This is a genomic window from Mesorhizobium sp. STM 4661 (assembly GCF_000359125.1).
GTDB lineage: Bacteria > Pseudomonadota > Alphaproteobacteria > Rhizobiales > Rhizobiaceae > Mesorhizobium.
In genome coordinates this window covers 12,773-35,237 of record NZ_CAAF010000025.1, presented here as the reverse complement: position 1 = coordinate 35,237, position 22,465 = coordinate 12,773, and the positions used below count along the sequence as shown (strand labels likewise).

22 protein-coding genes, 1 pseudogene and 1 riboswitch are annotated in these 22,465 nt (G+C 63.7%); of the genes and pseudogenes, 12 read left to right on the top strand and 11 right to left on the bottom strand.

Annotation, left to right across the window (positions count from 1 at the left end; all coding sequences use genetic code 11):
- Window positions 1–20 precede the first annotated feature (20 nt).
- Together MESS4_RS07430 and MESS4_RS07425 are read left to right on the top strand one after the other, a co-directional pair.
- Window positions 21–956 (top strand): threonine/serine dehydratase, encoded by a 936-nt coding sequence (locus MESS4_RS07430; RefSeq protein WP_006328448.1) that lies wholly within the window; start codon window positions 21–23, stop codon window positions 954–956.
- A gap of 113 nt (window positions 957–1,069) precedes the next feature.
- Window positions 1,070–3,688 (top strand): TIGR02302 family protein, encoded by a 2,619-nt coding sequence (locus MESS4_RS07425; protein ID WP_006328447.1) that lies wholly within the window; start codon window positions 1,070–1,072, stop codon window positions 3,686–3,688.
- Window positions 3,689–3,790: 102 nt separating this feature from the next.
- Here MESS4_RS07425 and MESS4_RS07420 read toward each other — a convergent pair whose 3' ends face one another.
- A complete protein-coding gene (locus MESS4_RS07420) occupies window positions 3,791–4,648 on the bottom strand; it encodes a LysR substrate-binding domain-containing protein (protein WP_006328445.1) in 858 nt (285 codons plus the stop codon).
- 231 nt (window positions 4,649–4,879) lie between these two features.
- On the opposite strand from MESS4_RS07420, the gene MESS4_RS07415 reads away from it, so the two are divergent.
- Entirely contained in the window at window positions 4,880–5,830 is a 951-nt protein-coding gene (locus tag MESS4_RS07415) for a DMT family transporter (protein ID WP_006328443.1), read from the top strand.
- A 109-nt stretch (window positions 5,831–5,939) separates the two neighbouring features.
- Here MESS4_RS07415 and MESS4_RS07410 read toward each other — a convergent pair whose 3' ends face one another.
- From MESS4_RS07410 to MESS4_RS07400, 3 genes are all read right to left on the bottom strand, one after another.
- Entirely contained in the window at window positions 5,940–6,311 is a 372-nt protein-coding gene (locus tag MESS4_RS07410) for a response regulator (protein WP_006328442.1), read from the bottom strand.
- Between the two features lie 64 nt (window positions 6,312–6,375).
- Window positions 6,376–6,918: a hypoxanthine phosphoribosyltransferase gene (gene hpt / locus MESS4_RS07405; RefSeq protein ID WP_006328441.1), complete on the bottom strand. Its 543-nt coding sequence runs from the start codon at window positions 6,916–6,918 to the stop codon at window positions 6,376–6,378.
- A gap of 73 nt (window positions 6,919–6,991) precedes the next feature.
- Window positions 6,992–7,636, bottom strand: coding sequence for a hypothetical protein (locus MESS4_RS07400; RefSeq protein WP_006328440.1), 645 nt, complete (start codon window positions 7,634–7,636; stop codon window positions 6,992–6,994).
- Between the two features lie 191 nt (window positions 7,637–7,827).
- On the opposite strand from MESS4_RS07400, the gene ftsE reads away from it, so the two are divergent.
- The 3 genes from ftsE to MESS4_RS07385 all read left to right on the top strand — a co-directional run bounded on the left by ftsE (window position 7,828) and on the right by MESS4_RS07385 (window position 10,322).
- Window positions 7,828–8,487 (top strand): cell division ATP-binding protein FtsE, encoded by a 660-nt coding sequence (gene ftsE / locus MESS4_RS07395; protein ID WP_006328438.1) that lies wholly within the window; start codon window positions 7,828–7,830, stop codon window positions 8,485–8,487.
- On the top strand, window positions 8,480–9,469 hold the full coding sequence (locus tag MESS4_RS07390) for an ABC transporter permease (protein ID WP_006328437.1): 990 nt from the start codon (window positions 8,480–8,482) through the stop codon (window positions 9,467–9,469). Before ftsE ends, MESS4_RS07390 begins: the two co-directional genes overlap by 8 nt.
- A gap of 136 nt (window positions 9,470–9,605) precedes the next feature.
- Window positions 9,606–10,322: a YdcF family protein gene (locus MESS4_RS07385; protein ID WP_006328436.1), complete on the top strand. Its 717-nt coding sequence runs from the start codon at window positions 9,606–9,608 to the stop codon at window positions 10,320–10,322.
- Between the two features lie 13 nt (window positions 10,323–10,335).
- Here the strand turns inward: MESS4_RS07385 and MESS4_RS07380 are convergent, their stop codons facing one another.
- Window positions 10,336–10,947 carry a pyridoxamine 5'-phosphate oxidase family protein gene (locus MESS4_RS07380; RefSeq protein ID WP_006328435.1) on the bottom strand — a complete coding sequence of 204 codons (612 nt, stop codon included), beginning with the start codon at window positions 10,945–10,947 and terminating at the stop codon, window positions 10,336–10,338.
- Between the two features lie 94 nt (window positions 10,948–11,041).
- On the opposite strand from MESS4_RS07380, the pseudogene MESS4_RS07375 reads away from it, so the two are divergent.
- Both MESS4_RS07375 and MESS4_RS07370 read left to right on the top strand, forming a co-directional pair.
- Window positions 11,042–11,946 (top strand): annotated as a pseudogene (locus tag MESS4_RS07375) (LysR family transcriptional regulator).
- Window positions 11,947–12,086: 140 nt separating this feature from the next.
- Window positions 12,087–12,881, top strand: a complete 795-nt coding sequence (locus MESS4_RS07370) for a 1-acyl-sn-glycerol-3-phosphate acyltransferase (RefSeq protein WP_006328434.1) — start codon at window positions 12,087–12,089, stop codon at window positions 12,879–12,881.
- Window positions 12,882–12,894: 13 nt separating this feature from the next.
- Here the strand turns inward: MESS4_RS07370 and MESS4_RS07365 are convergent, their stop codons facing one another.
- Complete coding sequence (locus MESS4_RS07365; protein ID WP_006328433.1) at window positions 12,895–13,842, bottom strand: aldo/keto reductase; 948 nt, start codon at window positions 13,840–13,842, stop codon at window positions 12,895–12,897.
- Window positions 13,843–13,956: 114 nt separating this feature from the next.
- Window positions 13,957–14,493, bottom strand: coding sequence for a gamma-glutamylcyclotransferase (locus MESS4_RS07360; protein ID WP_006328432.1), 537 nt, complete (start codon window positions 14,491–14,493; stop codon window positions 13,957–13,959).
- A gap of 112 nt (window positions 14,494–14,605) precedes the next feature.
- On the opposite strand from MESS4_RS07360, the gene MESS4_RS07355 reads away from it, so the two are divergent.
- Window positions 14,606–15,604 carry a DUF2125 domain-containing protein gene (locus tag MESS4_RS07355; RefSeq protein ID WP_006328431.1) on the top strand — a complete coding sequence of 333 codons (999 nt, stop codon included), beginning with the start codon at window positions 14,606–14,608 and terminating at the stop codon, window positions 15,602–15,604.
- A 2-nt stretch (window positions 15,605–15,606) separates the two neighbouring features.
- Here the strand turns inward: MESS4_RS07355 and MESS4_RS07350 are convergent, their stop codons facing one another.
- Together MESS4_RS07350 and hisC are read right to left on the bottom strand one after the other, a co-directional pair.
- Window positions 15,607–16,542, bottom strand: a complete 936-nt coding sequence (locus MESS4_RS07350; RefSeq protein WP_198292734.1) for a prephenate/arogenate dehydrogenase family protein — start codon at window positions 16,540–16,542, stop codon at window positions 15,607–15,609.
- 4 nt (window positions 16,543–16,546) lie between these two features.
- On the bottom strand, window positions 16,547–17,656 hold the full coding sequence (hisC, locus tag MESS4_RS07345) for a histidinol-phosphate transaminase (protein ID WP_006328428.1): 1,110 nt from the start codon (window positions 17,654–17,656) through the stop codon (window positions 16,547–16,549).
- A 127-nt stretch (window positions 17,657–17,783) separates the two neighbouring features.
- A riboswitch (SAM riboswitch) is annotated at window positions 17,784–17,861 on the top strand.
- A gap of 114 nt (window positions 17,862–17,975) precedes the next feature.
- Between hisC and MESS4_RS07340 the strand changes: the two genes are divergently transcribed.
- Both MESS4_RS07340 and metW read left to right on the top strand, forming a co-directional pair.
- Complete coding sequence (locus MESS4_RS07340; protein WP_006328427.1) at window positions 17,976–19,145, top strand: homoserine O-acetyltransferase; 1,170 nt, start codon at window positions 17,976–17,978, stop codon at window positions 19,143–19,145.
- Window positions 19,146–19,259: 114 nt separating this feature from the next.
- Entirely contained in the window at window positions 19,260–19,874 is a 615-nt protein-coding gene (metW, locus tag MESS4_RS07335) for a methionine biosynthesis protein MetW (protein ID WP_006328426.1), read from the top strand.
- 39 nt (window positions 19,875–19,913) lie between these two features.
- On the opposite strand, the gene MESS4_RS07330 is transcribed toward metW, so the two are convergent.
- A complete protein-coding gene (locus MESS4_RS07330) occupies window positions 19,914–20,234 on the bottom strand; it encodes a DUF1330 domain-containing protein (protein ID WP_006328425.1) in 321 nt (106 codons plus the stop codon).
- A 341-nt stretch (window positions 20,235–20,575) separates the two neighbouring features.
- Between MESS4_RS07330 and MESS4_RS07325 the strand changes: the two genes are divergently transcribed.
- Entirely contained in the window at window positions 20,576–21,499 is a 924-nt protein-coding gene (locus MESS4_RS07325; protein ID WP_244441067.1) for a glycosyltransferase family A protein, read from the top strand.
- A gap of 77 nt (window positions 21,500–21,576) precedes the next feature.
- Here MESS4_RS07325 and MESS4_RS07320 read toward each other — a convergent pair whose 3' ends face one another.
- Entirely contained in the window at window positions 21,577–22,407 is an 831-nt protein-coding gene (locus MESS4_RS07320) for a DUF1194 domain-containing protein (protein WP_006328423.1), read from the bottom strand.
- Between the last annotated feature and the right edge of the window lie 58 nt (window positions 22,408–22,465).

The following is a 22,465-nucleotide window of genomic DNA, read 5'->3' as shown; positions in this document are numbered from 1 at the left end:
CTGGGAAGCGAGAGCAAGCCATGCCAAATACGATCACGCGCGAACGCATTGCCGTCACGGAAACGCGCATCCGGCCATTCGTGCGCCACACGCCGGTGCTGCGCGTCGACATGGCCGATTTCGACCGTCCGGCTTTTGCGGTCGACCTGAAGCTCGAATGCCTCCAGCATTCCGGCTCGTTCAAGGCGCGCGGCGCGTTCACCAATCTTCTCGAGCGGCCGGTGCCAAGGGCCGGCGTCGTCGCCGCATCGGGCGGCAATCATGGTGCCGCGGTCGCCTATGCGGCCATGCGGCTCGGCCACAAGGCAACCATCTTCGTTCCGGAAGTGAGCCCGCCGGCCAAGCTGGAACGCATCCGCGGCTACGGCGCCGAGCTGATTGTCGGCGGCGCGCGCTATGCCGAGGCATTGGCCGCCAGCGAAAGCTTCGCCGAAAAGACCGGCGCGTTGCAGATCCACGCCTTCAACCAGGAGGAGACGCTGCTCGGCCAGGGCACGCTCGGCCTCGAGATCGAAACAGACCTGCCCGAGCTCGACACGCTTCTGGTCGCCGTCGGCGGCGGCGGCCTGATCGGCGGCATCGCTGCCTGGTTCGCCGGCCGAATCAGGATCATCGCCGTCGAGCCGGAAGGCGCGCCGACGCTTTACCGCGCCTTCGAGGCCGGGCAGCCGGTCGACGCGCCGGCGGAAGGCATCGCCGCCGATTCGCTGGCGCCCAAGCGCGTCGGCGAAAAGATGTTCCCGATCGCCGAGGCCTTCGTCGAACGCTCCATACTGGTCAGCGACGACGACATCATTGCAGCACAGGCCGCACTTTGGGACCGGGTGCGAATCATCTCCGAGCCGGGCGGGGCCGCGGCCTTCGCGGCGCTCCTGTCCGGCCGCTACGTGCCGTCTCCAGGCGAGCGCATTGCCGTTCTGGTCTGCGGCGCGAACGCAAATCCGGCAAAATTCTGATCATAACGGCTGCAATCCCCCTCACGTTTTAAGGAACCGCCTCGCCTTCGCCGTGTTTGTTGGTATTCTTGGTATATGAGGTTCGGGCTATCCCGCCCGATCAGGAAGGGCCGATGACGCAACGACCCACCTTGAGCAGCGATCGCAGTCTGGCCGGGCGCCTTGCCCTAAGCCGGCTGGCGACGCGGGTCTCCATGACGGTCGAGCGCGGCTGGCCATTGCTGCTGCCGCTGATCATTGTCGCCAGCCTGTTCCTCAGTGTCTCGTGGCTCGGCCTCTTCCCTCTCCTGCCCGACATGGCGCGCATCGGCCTTGTCGCGGCGTTCGGCATTGCGGCTCTTGCCGCACTCTACCCCTTGCGTTTCTTCCGGATGCCGTCGAGCGCCGAGGTCGACAGGCGCATCGAGGCCGCCAACGAACTGCTGCACAGCCCGGTGCTGGTGCAGACCGACCGGCCGAGCGGCAAGGAAAGCGGCTTTTCGCAGGCGTTGTGGCGCGAGCACCAGAAACGCATGGCCGAAAAGCTCGACAGCCTCGGCGCCGACCTGCCGCGCACGCGCGTGCCCGAGCGTGACCCCTGGGGGCTGCGCGCCGTGGCGGCGCTTCTGCTCGTCACCGCCTTTGCCTTTTCCTTCGGGCCGTCCGGCGGCCGCATGACAGACGGATTCAATGCCAATGCGGCGCGCGATGCAGTGCCGCCGCGCATCGACGCCTGGGTGACGCCGCCTGCCTATACCGGCAAGCCGCCGATCTTCCTTACGGCCGCTGTGTCCACAGCTACCAATGTCAATCAGGCGGCACCCACCTTCACCGTGCCGGAAGGCAGCGATGTGTCGCTGCGCGTCACCGGCGGTTCAGGCGAGGAAACGCTGAGCTATGCCGACGCCGGCGGCAATGCCCGCGCCATCGACCCACAGGCCGCGACAGCCAAGCCGCCGGCAAACCCGGCGCCTCCTTCCAATGTGCGCCAGTTTACCGGCAAGCTGACGGCCGACGGCACGCTGACGCTGAAATCGGCTGACGACGAACTTGGCCGTTGGGCCTTCGCGGTGATCCCCGACAAGCCGCCGCGGATCCGCTTCGTCGGCGAGCCCAAGCGTGCCGTCAATGGCGCCTTCGAACTCAACTACCAGATCGACGACGACTATGGCGCGGCCACCGCCAATGCGAGCTTCGCCTTGGCCGACCCGCAGGCGCCGACTGCGCGTCCGCTCTATGGCCCGCCCGAAATGCCGCTGTCATTGCCGCGCCGTGGCGGCAAGGCCAATGCCGCCAAGACCACGAAGGACCTCACCGAACATGTCTGGGCCGGCGGCAAAGTCAAGCTGACGCTTGTCGCCACCGACGATGCCGGACACAAGGCAACCAGCGAAACCAAGACGCTGGTGATGCCGGAGCGGCCTTTCTCCAATCCGCTGGCGCGCGCCGTGATCGAGCAGCGCCGCATGCTGGCGCTCGACGCCAATACCAAGAACCGCGTGCTCGACCTGATGGACGCGATCACGCTTCGACCCGAAGACACGTTCGACAACATGGCTCACTACCTCACCATCATGAGCGCCCGCAGCCGCCTGAAGATGGCCGACAGCGCCGACCAGTTGCGCGACGAAGTGTCTTACCTCTGGGAGATAGCGCTCGGCATCGAGGAGGGCAATCTCTCGGCCGCCGAGCGCCGGCTGCGCCAGGCGCAGCAGGCGCTGCAGGACGCCATCAAGAACGGCGCCAGCGACGCGGAAATCGACAAGGCGATGAAGGAACTGCGCGAGGCGATGAACCAGTTCCTGCAGGAATTCGCCGCGCGCGCGCAGCAGAACCCGAACGCGCCGCAGATGCAGCAGAATGGCCAGGAACTGCGCCAGAGCGACATCGAACGCATGATGGACCAGATCGAGAATCTGGCGAAATCAGGCGATCGTGACAGCGCGCAGCAACTGCTTTCGCAACTTGAGGACATGATGAACAATCTGCAGGCCGGACGCCAGCAACAGGGCGGTGGCGAGCAGGACAGCGAGATGCGCCAGCAGATGGACAAGCTCGGCGAGATCATGCGACGCCAGCAGGAAATGATGAACGACACGTTCCGCATGGACCAGATGCAGCGTGGCGAGCGTCAACGCGGCCAGAACCGCGACGAGCAGCTCGGCGAGAACGGCGAGCAGGGCCAGATGGGCGAACAGGGCAAGCCCGGCCCGGGCGATGACCGCGATCCCCTTGGACGGCAGAAGCCGATGACGCCGCAGGAATTCGCCGATGCGCTGAAGCAGTTGCAGGAAGGCCAGGGCAAGCTGCAAAGCGACCTCGACCAACTGAAGAAAGGGTTGGAAGGCATGGGTCTCGAGCCCAATGAGGGATTTGGCGAGGCCGGCAAATCCATGGGCAATGCCGAACAGTCGCTTGGCGAAGGCGACGGCGATCAGGCTGTCGGTCACCAGGGCCGGGCGCTGGAGGCGTTGCGCAAGGGCGCCAAGGACATGATGAAGCAATTGCAGGCCATGCAAGGCGACCAGGGCGGCAGCGGCGAAGGCGGCCGCCAGCAGAACGCCGACCGTGACCCGCTCGGCCGGCCGCGCGCCACCCAGGGCCCCGATTTCGGCGAATCGGTAAAGGTGCCGGACGAGATCGACGTCCAGCGCGCCCGCCAGATTCTCGAAGCGATCCGCAAGCGGCTTGGCAATGCACTCAGCCCGGATATCGAGCGCAGCTATCTGGAGCGGCTGCTGGAGCTGAAATAACCTCTGCATCGCGAACTGATCGCAAAGAAATACCGCTTCGCGCGACCCGGTCTCGAAAAGACGCCGTGGCAGACCCGCGAAGTATCGGTGGCTGACCTGACTCTACCGGTTCGTGAACGCCTCGCGCATCGCCTCTTCCATGCCGTCGATGGCCTCGCCGGAAGCATTCGGATTGCGGCGCAGCACGACGTTCGAGGCATCGATGTCGCCGAACCCGTCGGCGGCGCTCAGTTCCCGACAGCCGGCCGGTATGTTGCTGCGCGAGATCGGCGCGATCGCCAGGCCGGAGGTGACGGCGAGCCGCAGGCCGCCATTGGTGTCGCTGGTATAGGCGACGCGATAGGCGAGACCGCGCTGCTCCAGCGATTTGATGGCGAAATCCTTGCACCAGCCGGCACGGTTGTAGAGCGCGATCGGCACCGGACGCTCTTCATGCATGTGATGCAGGTCCGATGTCACCCATACGGTCGGATCCTGCATCAGCACCTCGCCGCCCGAAAGATCCTGCCATTCGAACACCACCGCCAGATCGAGCTCGCCGGTGGCGAGCGCCGCTATCTGGGCGCCGGAATGCGCGTAGCGGACGGTGACTTCGACCTGAGGATGGCGCTTGGCAAAGGCGCCGAGCGCGCGCGACAGGATGGCGTGGCCATATTCTTCCGGGATACCGATGCGCACCGGCCCGCCAAGCGGCGCCGCGGCCATCGACGCCGCGGTCTCCTCGAGCAGCGACACGATGCGCCGGGCGTTGCCGATGAGCTCGCCGCCGCGGCGCGTCAGCGCCACGCCGCGCGAGCCGCGCTCGAACAGGCTGTCGCCGACCAGGCTCTCCAGCTTCTTCATCTGCATCGAGACCGCCGATTGGGTGCGGCCGGCCTGCTCGGCCGCCTTGGTGAAATTGCCGGTGTCGGCAACCGCAACGAAGGTGCGCAACAGGTCGCTGTCCAGGGTTGGCCGCATACTATCCACCATAAGAAAATCTGATTGCAGGCATCATTCCAATTCGTTTGCAACATGTCAAACGCGAGACGATAGTCCCTCCACCCATTGGATATGCGGCCGCGAAATCGGCCGCGGACCAATCTGAAGAGTCCTCACTCATACCCGCTGCCCGAAACGGTGGCGGGTTCTTTTTACCCCAAAGCAGGCCCGGTTTTCGAGGCCGCGCGCGCAAGGAGCCTACGAAATCGCATGCGGAACCGGATCGTCCTCGGCATGGCAAGCCTTTGCCTCGGCGTGCTGGTGTTCTCGCTCCAGGATCCGCTGGTCAAGGCCGTATCGAGCACCTATCCGGTGACCGAGGTGATGGCCATTCGCTCGATCGTCGCCCTGCCGATTCTGATCTTTCTCGTCCATGCCGATGTCGGATTGCGGGCAATACTGTCGAGGCGGTTTGGCATGCTGACGACGCGCGCCTTCATCCAGTTCTCGTCCTATACGGTCTACTATCTGGCGATCGCCGCCCTGCCATTGGCTGACGCCGTGGCGCTTTACTTCATGGCGCCGCTGTTCATCATGGCGCTTGCCAGACCCTACCTTGGCGAACATGTGTCCTGGCGGACGCTGGCTACTGTCCTGGTCGGCCTGCTTGGTGTGCTGGTGATGTTGCGCCCTGGCGCCGGACTGTTCGACTGGGCGGCGCTGCTGTCACTGGCCTCGGCGGCGCTTTACGGCTTTTCGCAGCTGATGGCCCACAAGATCGGCGACACCGAATCCTCCACCGTCATGGCATTTTACCAGAACGGTGCCTATCTGGTGGGTGCCGCGGTGGTCGCCGGACTGTTCTGGCTTGCAGGGATAGACGACGCCGTGCACCCGAGCCTCGAATTCCTGGTCCGGCCATGGATCTGGCCGACGACGGCCGATTTCCTGAAGATGGGCGCCTGCGGTTTCGTCGCCTCGGCCGGGATGATCCTGTTGTCGCAGGCCTACCGGCTGGCGCCCGCCAACAGCGTCGCCACCTTCGAATATACCGGCATCATCTGGACGCCGCTGTGGGGTTTCCTGTTCTTTGCCGAGGTGCCGCGAGCGGCCACCGTCATTGGTGCGGCCCTCATCATCGGCGCCGGTCTGTTCGCGCTGAATGCCAGCCGGCGCCGGACCGGCGAACCGGCAATTGCGGCGACCTGCGATCCAGTATGAACCAAGCGCATGTCGCGCAAAAGTGCGCAGCGGTTTTGCGATAACGACATGCACAAACAAGAACTTAAAGTGCGTCGTATGAATCCGTTCAAACGCGACGCACTTTTAGTCAGGCGAAACAGGCAAGCGCCTGCTCGACACGCGCGCGGATTTCGGCCAGCGTGAACGGTTTCTGCACGACGTCGCGAATGATGCCGTTCAGTTCCTCGGCGCGCTCGCGCTGGTCGGCATAGCCGGTCATCAGCATGATCTTCATCGCCGGAAACAGCCTGGCCGCAGCCTTGGCCATCTCGATGCCGTCCATCTCCGGCATGCGGATGTCGGATAGGACGAGGTCGTAGCCGCCAGATGCGGCGCGGATCAGGGCAAGCCCCTGCGCGCCATCGGCAGCGATAGCAACATCGTGCCCGGCGCGTTCGAGCGCGCGGGCGGCGAGGGTACGGACGGACTCATCGTCCTCGACGATCAGGATCTTTGCCATGGCGCGAATATTTGGCGGGGAAAAGTTGACTTTTCCTGAACCACGAACGGCGTCGAAGACAAATCTAGGCGTCGCCCTTCACCACCCCGACGAATGGCAATTCGCGAAACGCGTGGGCGACATCCATGCCGTAGCCGACAACGAAATAGTCGGGACAGTCGAAGCCGACATAGTCGGCATTGAGCGCGGTCTGGCGACGCATGCGCTTGTCGAGCAGCACGGCGATGGCGCAGCTTCTGGCGCCACGCGACAGCATCAGGTCGCGGGTGAAAGACAGCGTCTTGCCGGATTCGAGAATGTCGTCGATCAACAGCACGTCGCGGCCGGCGACCTCATTGTCGATGTCGCGCAGCACCCTCACCTCACCGCTGCTGGTGCCGGCGCCGTAGCTGGAAATGAAGATGAACTCGACCTCGGGCGACAGGCCGACATCATGCATGGCGCGGATGAGATCGGCGGCAAAGATGAACGAGCCTTTCAGCACCGAAATCACCAGAAGATCCTGGTAATCGTGCCCGGCAATCTCCTTGGCAAGTTCCAGATTGCGGCGGGCGATCGCCGACGCCGAAAACAGGACTTCGATGTCCTTGCCGCGCACGATTGGCATTCCTTGCTTTCCCCAAATGACCGCCTGGGATGTGTATTCAGGCGGGCCAGCATCACCTGAATATCAACACACCCTAACTGGCGAAAGTGACCGAGACGGTTTTCACGCCGTTTCTAGGCACGTCGAGCCTGCTGGAAAAGCCAAATCTTTCGCCGGGCGCCAGCGGACGATTGGATATCCCCAGCGTGTAGCGGGTGGTGCGCCCGTCATTGCTGGTGACCCGGATTTCCAGCGGCGGCAATTGTGCAACCTTCGTCCCGTCATTGGTCGCCTCGGCATTGACAAGCAACACCGGATCGGGACCGGACGCATCGACACGGGAGGTGACGCCAGAAATGCTGAGTGCGACGCTGGCCGGCTGTTCAACAGCCCAGAAGGGCGCATGGCGCACCAGTGCGTGGCCACCCGAGACCCAGAAGGCCGCAAAGGCGGCGCCGAGGCCGGCGATCCAGAAGATCGGCCCGCCGCGCGATGCCAGCGGCCGCTCCGCGGCGGCTTCGGCCTTGCGCAGCATATCCATGCCTTCGATCGATGGCGTATCAATTACGCGCGAGAGCGGCGGTGACGGATCGATGCCTGGGGCAGCGCGCGGCAGGATCTCATAGTCGGCTTCGACAATGTCATCGGCTGGACCACGCATGACGCGCTCCGGCACGACGGCCATATCCGTCATGATTTCGCCGGAAACCGGGCGCGCGGTTCGATCCTCAGCCATCATGGCCCAGCACTACACCACTTGTTCGCTCTTCGTTTCTTTTGCGTAAACGGAAATGGTTAACGCTTCCCCATCGGAACCTCTGTGACAAACCGAAAAGCATCGAAAATTAACCAAGGGTTAACCATGCCGGCCGATGGTCTTTCCCAGGAAAAGGCTGGCGTTTCGCCACCGCAAGTTTCAGGTCGTCGAACGTGATCCGCTTCGAAAATGTCGGCCTCCGCTATGGCATGGGTCCGGAAATCCTCCGCGACATTTCCCTGCACATACCGGAGCGTTCCTTCCAGTTCCTGAGCGGGCCTTCGGGCGCCGGCAAGACGACGCTGCTGCGGCTTTTGTTCATGTCGCTCAAGCCGACGCGCGGGCTGATTACCATCTTCGGCAAGGACCGCTCGCGCATCTCGCGTGCCGAACTGCCGCATCTGCGGCGGCGCATCGGCGTGGTGTTCCAGGATTTTCGCCTGCTCGACCACATGACGACCTACGAGAATGTCGCCTTGCCGCTGCGCGTGCGCGGGCGCGAGGAGATGAGCTACCGCACCGACGTCACCGAATTGCTGAAATGGGTCGGCCTTGGCGAACGCATGCATGTGCTGCCGCCGGTGCTGTCGGGCGGCGAGAAGCAGCGCGCCGCGATCGCCAGGGCGCTGATCGAGCAGCCCGAGATCCTGCTGGCCGACGAGCCGACCGGCAATGTCGATCCGCCGCTGGCGCGACGCCTGCTCAGGCTGTTCATCGAACTCAACCGGCTGGGCACCGCGGTGGTGATCGCAACGCACGACCTCGGCCTGATGGAACAGGTCGACGCACGGCGCATGATCCTGGCCGGCGGAAGGCTGGATATCTATGACTGACCTTCCCGCCGAACATCTCCGGGATCAGGGCATCGAAGAGGCCGGGATCAAACCCCGCGCCCAGCGCAAGATGGCGCCGATCGTGCCGGCGCAGAATATCGCCGGCCGGGCGCTGGTGCTGGTCATCGCCATCATGACGTTCCTGTCCTGCCTGACCTTCGGCGCGGTGACGCTGGTGCGCGACACCGCCTCGGTCTGGGAGAACCAGATCTCGCGCGAGGCGACGATCCAGGTCAAGCCGGTCGACGGTCTCGACATGGAGGCAGCCCTTGCCCAAGCCTCCGGGATCGCCGGTGAATTTCCGGGCGTCAAGGCCACAAGGATCATCGACCGCGACGCCACGGCCCGCCTGCTGGAGCCGTGGCTGGGCTCGGGCCTGAACATCGACGAACTGCCGGTGCCGCGTCTGATCATCGTCACCATCGACGAGAACAGCCCGCCCGACTTCGCCGCCATGCGCGCGGCGATCACGCCGAAGCTGCCGAGTGCGTCCCTCGACGATCATCGCACCTGGGTCGATCGTCTGGTCGCCATGGCTCGCACCACGGTGACCATCGGCATCGCCGTGCTGGTGCTGATGCTGTCGGCAACCGTGCTGACCGTGGTGTTCGCGACGCGCGGCGCCATGGCCGGCAATGGCCACATCATCGAGGTGCTGCATTTCGTCGGCGCCGAGGCGCGCTTCATCGCCCGCGAATTCCGCCAGCATTTCCTGGTCACCGGCATGAAGGGCGCGGCCGCCGGCGGTGCGGCGGCAATACTCGTCTTCATCGTCTTCTCCTGGTGGTCGTCGCGCAACATGGCGACGCCGCAGGCCGATCAGGCGACTGCCCTGTTCGGCAATTTCGCCATTGGTTCGGCAGGCTATTTCGGCGTCGCCCTCATGGTGCTGATCATCGGCGCCCTGACGGCGGCAACCTCCCATGTCACCGTCGTTGCCTATCTCAGCGACATCGATGTTCGCCAGCCGGACGCCGGCTAATGCGTGCCTCCCAAAAAGTGGAAACCGGTTTGAGCCGACGACATGCACAAAAGGGATCGATCACGGATGAAAACCTACCGTAACGCAAAGTGCGCCTGCGACCTACCAAAGGCCGCAATTCGGGGTTAACCATGACATGATGGACGCGAGGGACTCGATCGATACGGCTGGACGCATGCCGGTGCTGGTCATGCCTGCGCACGGGTTTGGCAAGCTGGGCCGGCTAAGTTCCGTCATCCGTGTCTGCGCGTTTTCCCTGCTCGGGCTGATGGCGGTTTTTGTCGGCGGCTTTGCTCTCTTTGCCAATACCGTCAGCCATCTGACGACGCCTGCCAATCCCGCAAAGGCCGATGCCATCATCGTCCTGACCGGCGGCCAGTCGCGTCTCGACGCGGCGATGGGGCTGCTTGCGTCCGGCAAGGGCGAGCGGCTGCTGATCAGCGGCGTGCATCCATCCGCCAGCCGCCGCCAGCTTCAAGCCGCGACCGGCGGCGACAAGAAACTGTTTTCCTGCTGCGTCGACATCGACCGCGCCGCGCTCGACACGATCGGCAATGCCGAGGAAAGCGCCAAATGGGTGGAAGACCACGCCTACGGCACCGTGATCCTCGTCACCAACAACTATCACATGCCGCGCAGCCTGCTGGAAATGGGCCGGCTGCTGCACAACGCCAAGCTTGAGCCCTACCCGGTGGTCAACGCCAATCTCGACAATGGCGGCTGGCTGACCAAGCCCCGGGCATTGCGCGTGCTGTTCACCGAATACAACAAGTATCTGCTGGCGCTGGCACGTGGCATCGTGCCGTTCAAGCCGACGCCTGACGGCATCGCGCTGGCTGAGGCGGGCAACTGAGCCGCAGCCAGACCTAAGCTCCGCGCAAACGCGCGATCTCCTGTTCGAGCCATTCGATACGTTTGTCCCGCTCGGCCAGCGCCGCGGCCACGTCGGCCGCTTCGAAACGTTGCGGGATGTGCTGCGGGCAATTGGCGTCCCAGGCCGAGACCGTGAAAAGGACGATCTGCTCGGGGCGCGCCTTGTAACCTTCCGGCATCAGCTTCGCCATCAGTTCCGCGTCGTCCTCGACCACGCGCGCCCTGCCCCAGATCTTGATGCGCTGCCGGTGCGCATAGTCGATCAGGAACAGGAAAGCGTGCGAATTGTCGGCCAGATTGCCCTGCGTGATGAACTGCCTGTTGCCGGCGAAATCCGTGAATCCGATCGTCCGCTCGTCGAGCACCTTGAGGAAGCCGGCTGGCCCGCCGCGATGTTGGATGTAGGGCTGGCCCTCGCTATTGGCCGTAGAGAGAAAGACACTGGTCTGTGCCTCGATGAAGGCGGCGAGATCGGGCGTGATATCAGCTTGCCAGCCGCCGCGCTCCTCGACACGGGCATAGGCGTCGCGGGAGCCTTTGCGAGCCTGGATCGCCTTGACGGTCGGCGTAAAGGCGACGTCGCTGGTGAAAGCATGGGCGTTCATGGAAGTCTCCTTTGGGCAGTTCTAGATAAAGCCTTCCATCTTCCGGATGAAGATGGCATATTTGCAATCTATCCTTCCATTTTTCGGAAGAACCATGGATCGCTTCGAAGCCATGTCGCTTTTCGTCGCCGCCGCGGAGACCGGCAGCCTTTCGGCCGCGGGGCGCCATTTCGGCATTCCGCTCGCAACGGTCAGCCGCAAGGTCTCTGACCTGGAGCGGCATCTGAAGACGCGTCTCCTGAACCGCTCGACGCGGCGGCTGACGCTAACCGATTCCGGCCACGTCTATCTGGCTGCCTGCCGCCGCATTCTGGGTGAGATCGGCGAGGCCGAGCGTGCCGCCGCCGGCGAATACAGCACCCCGACCGGCGAGCTGATCGTCACCGCGCCGATCGTCTTTGGCCGCCTGCACGTGTTGCCGATCGTCACCGGCTTCCTCGCAGCCTATCCCGACGTGGACATCCGCCTGACGCTTGCGGACCGGATACCCAGTTGATCGAGGAGCACATCGATCTCGCCATCCGCATTGGCGAGCTTGCCAACTCGAGCCTGGTCGCCATCCGCGTTGGCTCGATCCGTCGCGTTGTTTGCGCGAGCCCGGCCTATCTGGCCGAACACGGCACCCCGAAGACCCCGAACGACCTTGCCGCGCACAGCTGCATCGCCTTCGAGGGGCTGACCTCTCCCGCCACATGGACTTTTGCCGCGGGCAAGACCGAACGCGCTGTCCGGATCCGCTCCCGGCTCAGGGTCAACACGGCGGAAGCGGCGATCGATGCCGCGGTTGCCGGCGTCGGGATGACGAGGGTGCTTTCCTATCAGATCGCCGCCGCGGTGCGCTCGGGCACGCTCTGCCCGGTACTGGAGGCATTCGAGCCGCAGCCATGGCCGGTGAACCTCGTGCATGCCAGCCAGGGCCTGCTGCCGGTGAAACTGCGCGCCTTCCTCGATTTCGCCGCGCCACGCCTCAGGGAGCGCCTGGCACAGGCGACGTGGTAGGCTTGACGCAGGTGGTAGACTGGGAGAAGGATCTGACTGCGGCTCATTGCCGGCCGGACCGATCTCCGCCCATCGCGCCGTTTCCTTTTTGCCCGCGCTTGGTGTAACCAACGCACACCTCCTCACCGGGCACTTCCCACATGCTCTATATCCGCTCGCTGGCGTTCAACCTCGTCTTCTACGTCAATTTGATCGTCCAGATGATCCTCTGGACGCCCTACTATTTTCTGTCGCCGCGCCACCACGCCTGGTTCGTACCGAAATTCTGGTCGCGCACCAGCATGTGGCTCTACGACAAGATCGCCGGCACCGGAAACGACATCACCGGGCTGGAAAACCTGCCCGAGGGCTCCTTCATCCTGGCGCCCAAGCATCAGTCCTTCTGGGACGCGATCGCCTTCTTCCCCTTCCTCAAGGACCCGCTCTACATCCTCAAGCGCGAACTCACCTGGATCCCGTTCTTCGGCTGGTACATCATGAAGATGCGGATGATCCCGGTCGACCGCGGCAGCCGCTCGAAAGCGCTGAAAGCGGTGGTCGCTGCCACCAGGCAAGAGCTGGCGCGCAACCCCCGCCAGCTGATCATCTATCCCGAGGGCACACGCCGGGCGCCGGGCGACGAACCAGCCTACAAATACGGCATCGTCGAGCTCTACGCGCAGCTTGGCGTTCCTGTGGTGCCGGTCGCCCATGTCGCGGGTCTCTACTGGCCGCGCCGGAAATTCATGCGCTATCCCGGTACGATCAAGGCCCGCTTCCTGCCGCCGATCCCGCCGGGACTGGACAAGGAGGAATTCATGGAACGGCTGATCGGCGAGACGGAAGCCGCTTGCGACCAGTTGCTCGTCGAGGCCTCACGCTCGCCAAACCCGCCGCCCATGCCGCCGACGGCGGTGAAGCGGTTGCAAGAACTTGGCGCGGCAGCGAAGACCTGAATTAAGCCTGCCCCTACGCGCTCGCTTTGTCGAGCTCCGCCATATCGTCCGGACCGAGCTTCAATGATGCCGCGCGCGCCAGGCTGTCCACCTGGTCGAGCGTCGTGGCGCTGGCGATTGGGGCGGTGACGCCGGGTTGCGCGATCACCCAGGCAAGTGCCACTTCCGCCTGCTTGGCCGAATGGCGCGCCGACACTGCGTCGAGTGCCGCCAGGATGCGCATGCCGCGCGCGTTGAGATAGTCTTTCACACCACCGCCACGCGCGCTTTTGCCAAGATCGGCCTCGCTGCGGTATTTGCCGCTCAGGAACCCCTTGGCGAGGCTGAAATAGGTGATGACCCCGATATCCTCGGCCGCGCACAGATCATGCAGCGGCCCATCGAAGGACGACCGATCGTAGAGATTGTATTCGGGCTGCAGCACCGCATAGCGCGGCAAGCCGCGCAGGCTCGCCACGTCGAGCGCGGCGCGCAACTGGCCGGCATCGAGGTTGGAGGCGCCGGCGTAGCGGATCTTGCCCTTGGCCAGCAGCTTCTGGTAGGCGCCGAGCGTTTCCTCGTAAGGCGTGGCCGGGTCCGGCCAGTGCGACAGATAGAGATCGATGACATCGGTCTGCAGCCGCTTCAACGACGCATCTATGGCTTTTTCGATATAGGCGGCGGAAAGGTCCTTCCTGCCCTGCCCCATATCCGATCCGACCTTGGTGATCACCACGACCTTGTCGCGATTGCCGCGGCTCTTCATCCATTTGCCGATGATGGTTTCGGATTCGCCGCCCTTGTTGCCGGCAATCCAGCGCGAATAGGAATCGGCGGTGTCGATGGCGTTGAGGCCGGCGTCGACGAACCGGTCGAGCAGGTCGAAGGAGGTTTTCTCGTCGGCGGTCCAGCCGAAGACGTTGCCGCCCAGAACCAGCGGCGCGATGGACAGGTCGGTTCGACCGAGACGACGTTTCTGCAAGACTGATCTCCGTGAGGATGGGAAGGATCGGGCGAGAAGCGCCCGACGGGCTTAACCTATGTCGCGCCACGACGACGTCAAAGGCTAGGCCGTCCTTTACACCCCACCAGCACTTCACAAAGGCGCGACCTGTCGCGCGACCTCCTCCAGCCAATGGTCACGGATCCCCAGCGCCTCGAGATGCTCCAGCGTGCTCGAGACATAGTCCTCGTTCTTTCCCGACCGGCCGACGGCGCCGCGAACGACGCTCGCGGCGTCCGCTTCATCGAGTGCGCCGGCATATTGCTCATGGTCGCGGTCGACAATATAGGCGATCGCGTCGACCGTCTTGCCCGTGCCTGTATCACTGTCGTCGAGACGGACGCGCAGCAGGCGCTCGAGATAGACACTGGTGACCAGCTCGCGCTCGCGCAGATAGGCGATGGCCTCGTCGCGCAGATCGCCGGGAACACGGAAAGCCAGTCCGACGCAGGAGCCGCCACGGTCGAGGCCGAGCACCAGACCGGGCCGTTCGCGTGTGCCGCGATGCACGAAGGAATAGACGCAGAGCGACCTGCGGTAGCCGTGGAGACGTGCACGCCGCGTCTCGACATGCGCAAATCCCGGCCGCCAGATCAGCGAACCGTAGCCAAAAACCCAAAAATCGCCCATATCGCCAAGCCTGACTGCAGCACCGCACCGGAATCGGTGTTTTTCTATCGTCTCCGTCTATCTCTGTTGCCGGAAACGATAGCCTGCAACACGCGTTAACGAGAGCCGCAGCATGACGTCAAGTGAAGAGCGCCCGCCGGATTTTCGCCGCCGCCTCTTCTGGCTTGCCGCCTTCCTCGCCGTGCTGTTCGGCATCTACAGCGCCGGCTGGTTCTACCTGGCCGACAAGGTCAGGAGCGAAACCGACAAAGCCGTGGCCGAGCTCAACGGCAATGGCATCGAGGCTGACTGCGCCAATCTCACGGTCAGCGGCTATCCGCTGAGCTTCGCCATTTCCTGTGACAATCTGGCGTATCAGGACGACACTAGGAACGTCGCCGTTTCGAGCGGCAGCCTCAACGCCGTCACGCGGATCACGCGGATCCTGTCGCCTTTTGCCGAATTGCGCGGGCCGCTCAGGACCACCTTCCCGGGAATGGCGCCGTTGTGGATCGACTGGGATAATCTGCAGGCAAGCGTGAAACTGTCCTGGCCCCTGCCGCGGCGCGTTTCGCTGGCGGCCGAGGGCCTGTCCGGCCAGACCGATCCGGCCGACGGCACGGACCCGGTCGAACTGTTCAGCGCCGGGACGGCGGCCGGGCAACTCAGTCCGAATGGCCAGGACATCGGCTATGTCGGGAGTTTTACCGATCTTGAGATCGACCCGGACGCGATCGATGGGCGCGTGCTACCGCCGCTCGACGGCAGCGGCGACGTGACCCTGAAAAACGGTGTGGCGCTGATCAAGACGCAGGCCAGGAGCCTGCGCGGCCAGGCGGTCGATATCACCAAGCTCGATCTGTCGTCGGGAACCGCGCGCATCACCATTTCCGGACCGGTATCGGTCAGTGCCGACGGCCTGATCGACGCCAACCTCATGATCAAGCTGAACGATCCGAAAGCCGTGGCAGCAATTCTCGGCGCGGCCATTCCCGAACAGAAGAGGCAGATTGAAACCGGCTTTGCCGGACTGGCCCTGCTCGGCAACGAACCGTCAATGCCGCTCAAGATTGTCAAGGGCAAGGCCTCGCTCGGGTTCATCCCGCTGGGCAAGATCAAGCCGGTCGATTGAACCTATCCCTTGGCGGGATGCTCGACCGCCTGCCGTCCGAAATCCGGCGCGTCGATGTCCTGGCCGGCCTCGATGATCGAGCGGCGCACGGCTCGGGTGCGGGTGAACAGGTCGAACAGCTTTTCGCCGTCACCCCAGCGGATCGCGCGCTGCAGCGAGGCGAGATCCTCCGAGAACCGTGCCAGCATTTCGAGGATCGCGTCCTTGTTGTGCAGGCAGACGTCCCGCCACATGGTAGGGTCGGAAGCGGCAAGGCGGGTGAAATCGCGAAAGCCGGAGGCCGAGTATTTGATGACTTCGGACTTGGTCACCGACTGCAGATCGTCGGCGGTGCCGACGATGTTGTAGGCGATGATGTGCGGCAGATGCGAGACGATGGCGAGCGTCATGTCGTGATGCTGCGGATCCATGGTGTCGATGTTGGAGCCGCAGCAGCGCCAGAATTCCGAAAGCTTTTCCAGGGCCGCCGGATCGGTGCCAGGCAGCGGCGTGAAGATGCACCAGCGGTTCTCGAACAGCTCGGCGAAGCCGGCGTCCGGTCCCGACTTTTCAGTGCCGGCCAGCGGGTGGCCGGGGATGAAATGCACGCCATCGGGCACATGCGGCTCGATCTGGGCGATGACCGATGCCTTGGTCGAACCGACATCGGTGAGGATGGCGCCCTTTTTCAGTGCCGGAGCGATTTCCTCGGCGACTTCGCCCGAGGAGCCGACCGGCACCGAAACGATGACCAGATCGGCGTCGCGCACCGCTTCCCTGGCGTCCATGGTGTAGGAGGAGCCGAGGCCGAGCTCCCTTGCCCGAGCCAGCGTCGTTTCGCTGCGCGTCGAGATGGCGACATGACGGGCGAGACCCTCGCGGCGGATGACGCGGGCCAGCGACGAGCCGATCAGGCCGATGCCGACCAGCGCGATCTTTTCGAACATCGGTGATGTCATTGCTTCAGCTTTTCAGAAACGTCGTGAGTGCGGCGACAACGCCGCGATTGGCCTCTTCGGTGCCGATGGACATGCGCAGCGCATTCGGGAAGCCGTAGCCGGAAACGCGCCGCAATATGTAGCCGCGCTGGGTGAGATAATCGTCCGCGGCGGCCGCCGAATGCTTGTTGTCCTCGGGAAAGTGGATCAGCACGAAATTGCCGACGCTTGGCGTCACCCGCAGCCCGAGCTTTGTCAGTTCCTCGCTCAACCAGGCCAGCCAGGTCTCGTTATGCGCGACGCTGCGCTCGACATGGGCGCGGTCGCGGATCGCGGCAATGCCGGCCTCGATCGCCGTCGCGTTGACGTTGAAGGGGCCGCGAACGCGGTTGATCGCGTCGACGATGTGCATAGGGCCATACATCCAGCCGATCCGCGCGCCGCCAAGCCCGAGCTTGGAGAAGGTGCGGGTCATCACCACGTTCTCGGCACCGCTCACAAGCTCGATGCCGGCTTCATAATCGTTGCGGCGCACATATTCGGCGTAGGCCGCATCCAGCACCAGAAGCACGTTTTTTGGCAGCCCGGCATGCAGCCGGCGAACCTCCTGGAACGGCATGTAGGTGCCGGTCGGGTTGTTGGGATTGGCAAGAAAAATGATCCGGGTAGCCAGCGTCACGGCGGCGAGGATCGCATCGACGTCGGCGCGCTCCTCGGTCTCCTTGACCGACACGGGCGTCGCGCCCGCCGACTGGATGTAGATCTTGTAGATCGAGAAGGCGTGTTCGGTGATGACAGCTTCGTCGCCGGGCGCGAGATAGGTCTGCGCGAGCAGGCCCAGGATCTCGTCGGAACCATTGGAACAGATGATGTTAGCCGCATTCAGGCCATGCACCTCGGCGATCGCCTCGCGCAGGCGCCTGGCGGTGCCGTCGGGATAGACGTCGAGCTTGCTAGCCACTTCGCGCGCCGCCTCTATCGCCTTCGGCGAAGGGCCGAGCGGATTTTCGTTCGACGACAATTTGTGAACTTTCGCCACGCCGGCGGGCGCTGTGCTCTTGCCCGGCACATAGGCTTCGATGTCCATGATGCCCGCGCGGGGCGTCGGCCGTGCCTTGTCCGGTATCTGGTTCATGTCACAAATCCGTCGAGATGCTTCCCCCGGGAAGCCGCAGCGGAAATACAAGCCATGGCCCGGAATGTCGAGAGGTGGCAAATCATGGGTGGCCGTTGACGCCGGCGCGCGCCGGTCTTAGAAGAGAGCGAAATTCCGTGGTGATTTGGCCGGTCGGCTTGCAGCCACGTTAAACAACTCGCTAAAGGGCCGTTTGCATCCTGTAACCGGCTTTGCGATGGCGTTGCCGGTTTTTTGTTGTCCGCAGCCGGCCGGACGACCGCATCGGCGTGAGATCGCAAGCGATCCTCGCAGCTCGATACGAGTGTAAGAGGATGTGATGGCCGCTCTGCGCGCTCGAAAAACCAACAACGAGGCCGACCAGCCGTCGAGCCCGGTGCTGCGTTTCGGCGCCGACAAGCCGCTCAAGCTCGACGCCGGCACGCTGCTGTCGCCGTTTCAGATCGCCTACCAGACCTATGGCACCCTCAACGACGCCCACTCCAACGCCATCCTCGTCTGCCATGCGCTGACCGGCGACCAGCATGTCGCCAGCACCAATCCGGTGACCGGCAAGCCCGGCTGGTGGGAGGTGCTGATCGGCCCCGGCAGGATCATCGACACCAACCGCTTCTTCGTCATCTGCTGCAACGTCATCGGCGGCTGCCTCGGCTCCACCGGTCCCGCCTCGATCAATCCCGCCACCGGCAAACCCTACGGGCTCGACCTGCCGGTTATCACCATCCGCGACATGGTGCGGGCGCAGCTCATGCTGATCGACCATTTCGGCATCGAAAAACTGTTCTGCGTGCTCGGCGGCTCGATGGGCGGCATGCAGGTGCTGCAATGGGCATCGAGCTATCCGGAACGCGTCTTCTCGGCGCTGCCGATCGCCACCGGTGCCCGTCATTCCTCGCAGAACATCGCCTTCCACGAGGTCGGCAGGCAAGCCGTCATGGCCGACCCGGACTGGCATGGCGGCAAATATTTCGAGCATGGCAAGCGGCCTGAAAAGGGGCTGGCGGTGGCGCGCATGGCCGCTCACATCACCTATCTGTCGGAGGTCGCCCTGCACCGGAAATTCGGCCGCAATTTGCAGGATCGTGAAGCGCTCACCTTCGGTTTCGACGCCGATTTCCAGATCGAAAGCTATCTGCGTCATCAGGGCATGACATTCGTCGACCGTTTCGACGCCAATTCCTATCTCTACATGACCCGCTCGATGGACTATTTCGACCTTGCCGCCGACCATGGCGGACGGCTGGCCGACGCCTTCGCCGGCACCAAGACCCGCTTCTGCCTGGTGTCCTTCACCAGCGACTGGCTGTTCCCGACCGAGGAAAGCCGCTCGGTCGTCCATGCACTGAACGCGGCCGGCGCCTCGGTCTCCTTCGTCGAAATCGAGACCGACCGCGGTCACGACGCCTTCCTGCTCGACGAGCCGGAACTGTTCGCCGCCATCAACGGCTTCATCGCCTCAGCCGCGCGCGCCAGGGGGCTCAGCCTATGACCCCGCAAATTTGCAAACTTTCGAGACCGCATCATGCGCCAGGCATCAGCGCATGACCCCGAAAAGTTGCAGACTTTTCGGATCGCGATCATGCGCCAGGAAAAAGGCCCAACCATGAGCGTCAATCGCGCCCAGCGCGTCGACCTCGAAGTCGTCGCCGGTCTCATCCCGCCGCAGTCGCGGGTGCTGGACGTCGGCTCCGGCGACGGCCTGCTGCTTGAATTGCTGCAGGAGACCAAGCAGGTCGACGGACGCGGGCTGGAATTGTCGCAGCGCGGCGTTAACGAATGCGTGGCGCGCGGTCTCTCCGTCATCCAGGGCGACGCCGACACGGATCTCGAATTCTATCCCGACAAGGGGTTTGATTTCGTCGTCCTGTCGCAGACCCTGCAGGCGACCCGCAACCCCAAGCTGGTGCTCGACGAACTGCTCAGGATCGGCAACCGCGCCATCGTCTCCTTCCCCAATTTCGGCCACTGGCGGGTGCGCCTTTCGCTGTTCGTCCAAGGGCGGATGCCGGTGAACGACGACCTGCCCTACTCCTGGTACGACACGCCCAACATCCATTTCTGCACCATTCGCGACTTCGTCAATCTGTGCGACGAGCTCGGCGCCACCGTCGAAAAGGCGACGGCGCTCGACGGCAACGGCCAGAAGATCGGCCTCTCCATGCCGTGGTGGTTCTGGAATTTCTTCGGCCAGCAAGCGGTGTTCCTGCTGAAGCGATAAATATCGCGCTCGGCGATACGCCCTATTCCAAGACATCCGCTATTCCAGGACGTCCGTTGCCTTGTGCGGATGTTCGACGCCATCGGCGAACACCACGTCGGCCTGAGAATTGTCCGTGCGCAAGGCCATTATCGCCTGGTAGGCCGGCGAATTATACCAGCCGCGCACATGCTCCCTGTCGGGGAATTCGATGATGATGAGGTGGCCCGGCCACTTGTTCTCGATCACATCGACATCGCCGCCATGGACCAGAAAACGGCCGCCGAAGGGCTCCAGCGTGGCGTCGATCCTCTGCAGATATTCGACGATCCCGGGCCCCATTGTGGCCGGGCGCATATGGGCAACGGCGCAAGCGGTCATGGCGAAACTCCCTTATCGATCGAAGCCGAAACAACAGGCTTCATGCAGGGCAGTTTGCCGACGCGCCGGACGCTGGTCGATTACCTCCAAGGTCTTGGAATGTGCCTCGGAGGTCATGAAATGCACCTCCGAGGTCAGGGAATACATATCGGCCAAGGGTGCTGCCGTTGAGCGCCGAGTTGTAAATTCGTCACATCGGATCGACCACCGTTCACTTTGGCGTGACACCGGTGCTTCTTTTTTGTACGGTCCCACCGAACGCGACCTGGGACGGGCATGGAAGGCGAATTTCAAATCCATTCGGTTGTCGTGGAACGCGCCGGGGCAACATGCCCGAGACGATGAACCCCGCTCCGCTTATCACAGTGATAACGCCGACCCACAACCGGCGGAGCAAGGTTCTGCGCGCGGTCGAGAGCGTGCTTGCGCAGAAACTTACCCGCTTCGAGCACATTGTCGTCGACGACGGCTCGACCGACGGCACCGAAGCCGCGCTGGCTGCGATCCGCGATCCCCGTCTCATCTATGTCGGCGCGAAATGGCGAGGCGCCAATGCCGCCCGCAATGCCGGCATCGAGCGCGCGCGGGCGCCGGTTGTCACCTTCCTTGATTCCGACGACGTCTACTTGCCAAACCGGCTGGAGCGGGCGCTGGCGTGGTTCGAGGAGAACCCAACGCTCGAAATCCTGATCAGTTCGTTCGTGTCCATGAAGGGTGGCCGCAGCACCAATTGCATCAACCGCGATGCGTTCCTGAACCGGGACACGCTGGAAAGGGCATTGGTGGCGCAGACGATCTTCATCGCCGGATCGGCGATCACGGCCCGGCGCGAGGCCTTGCTGGCGATCGGCGGCTATGACAGCGACATAGCGCGGATGCAGGATCGCGAATTGCTGTTACGCCTGGCCCGCCGCAGTGGCGCGCAACTGTCCGAAGACGTCGACTGGAAAAAATACAATTCGGAGAATTCGATCTCCGGCCAGCGCGACGGCTATGTCGAAGCCTATGCGAACCTGATCTGCAAGCACCCCTATATCATCGATCGCTATCCCGACATTCCGCCCTACATGATCGCACGCCAGATTATCGCCGACACGATGAAGGGCAGGATCTCGCAGGCATTTGCCGGCTATCTGGCCAACCGCTCGTCGAAGGCGCTCGGCTACTCCTTGCCGCAATTGTTGCGCGGCTATGTCGGCGGCCGGCGCTGGCGGCGCGATCTCTACCACGAGTTCCGCACCAAATACGGCGCGCGGCCGGCTTAGCATACCCTCGGGCTCGAACCGGGCGCGCAGCAGTCTTGGGTACGACATGCTGGAACAAAAGACCTCATCAGGCTGGCTTATCGGTCGAGCTCCGGAAAAAACGGATCGGAGAAAAACCGCCGGTCGCGCTCGCCCTGCAGGCAGTCGATCGGCGCTGCCGCATCGATCCGGACCGGCCGGGCCCAAGGGCCTGCAATGCCGCTGACCTCGAGGATCAGCTTGCGGCGTATGGCGGTCGTGAATTCGGAAGCCGCGTAGATCGGCAACACGAAGGAGCCGGCTCCGCCGGTCACGCATTCGGCATAGTACCGGTCGAGATGGCTGAAGGTGGGCGACAGGCTGATCAGGATCGGCAGGCCGTTGATGACGATGCCCTTCGCCACCGCGGTGTCGCGTGTCTTGGTGACGGGCAGCCCGATATTGTTCGGGCCATCGCCTGAAATGTCGATGACGCTGCGCGTCGCGTCGAAAGCGGCTTCATCCAACAGCTCCGTGCCGAAGGCGAGCGCGCCGGAAATCGAGGTGCCGCGAAAGCTCCTGAACGGGCGGGCCTCGATCCTGTCGGCGAAAGCATTGGCGCTCTCCGTGCCATCGATGACCTGCCAGGCAATCACCGCATCGTCGCGGACGGTGCCGGCCCATTCGAAATAGGCCAGCGCAATGCGGCCGGTGGTGCCCGAGCGCACCGCCTTGATGAAGTCGGGGTGGCGCAGCGCCTCGACATAGCCGGCGCGCTGCAGGGCGAACTCGTTCTCATCCATCGACTGCGAAATGTCGACCGCCAGCACCAGCTCGACGTCCACGGCAATACCATTGGCGGGTGCGGCCAGAGGTCCGGCCAGAGGTGCGGCAAGAGGCGCTGCCTGGGCGCAAGCAAGGCAGGCAAGCAGGCTGAGCGCGTCGAGCATGGTCTGAAGCCTCGCAGGCTTTGCAACGATGCCGACAATTTTCCCTGCGATCGCGGCG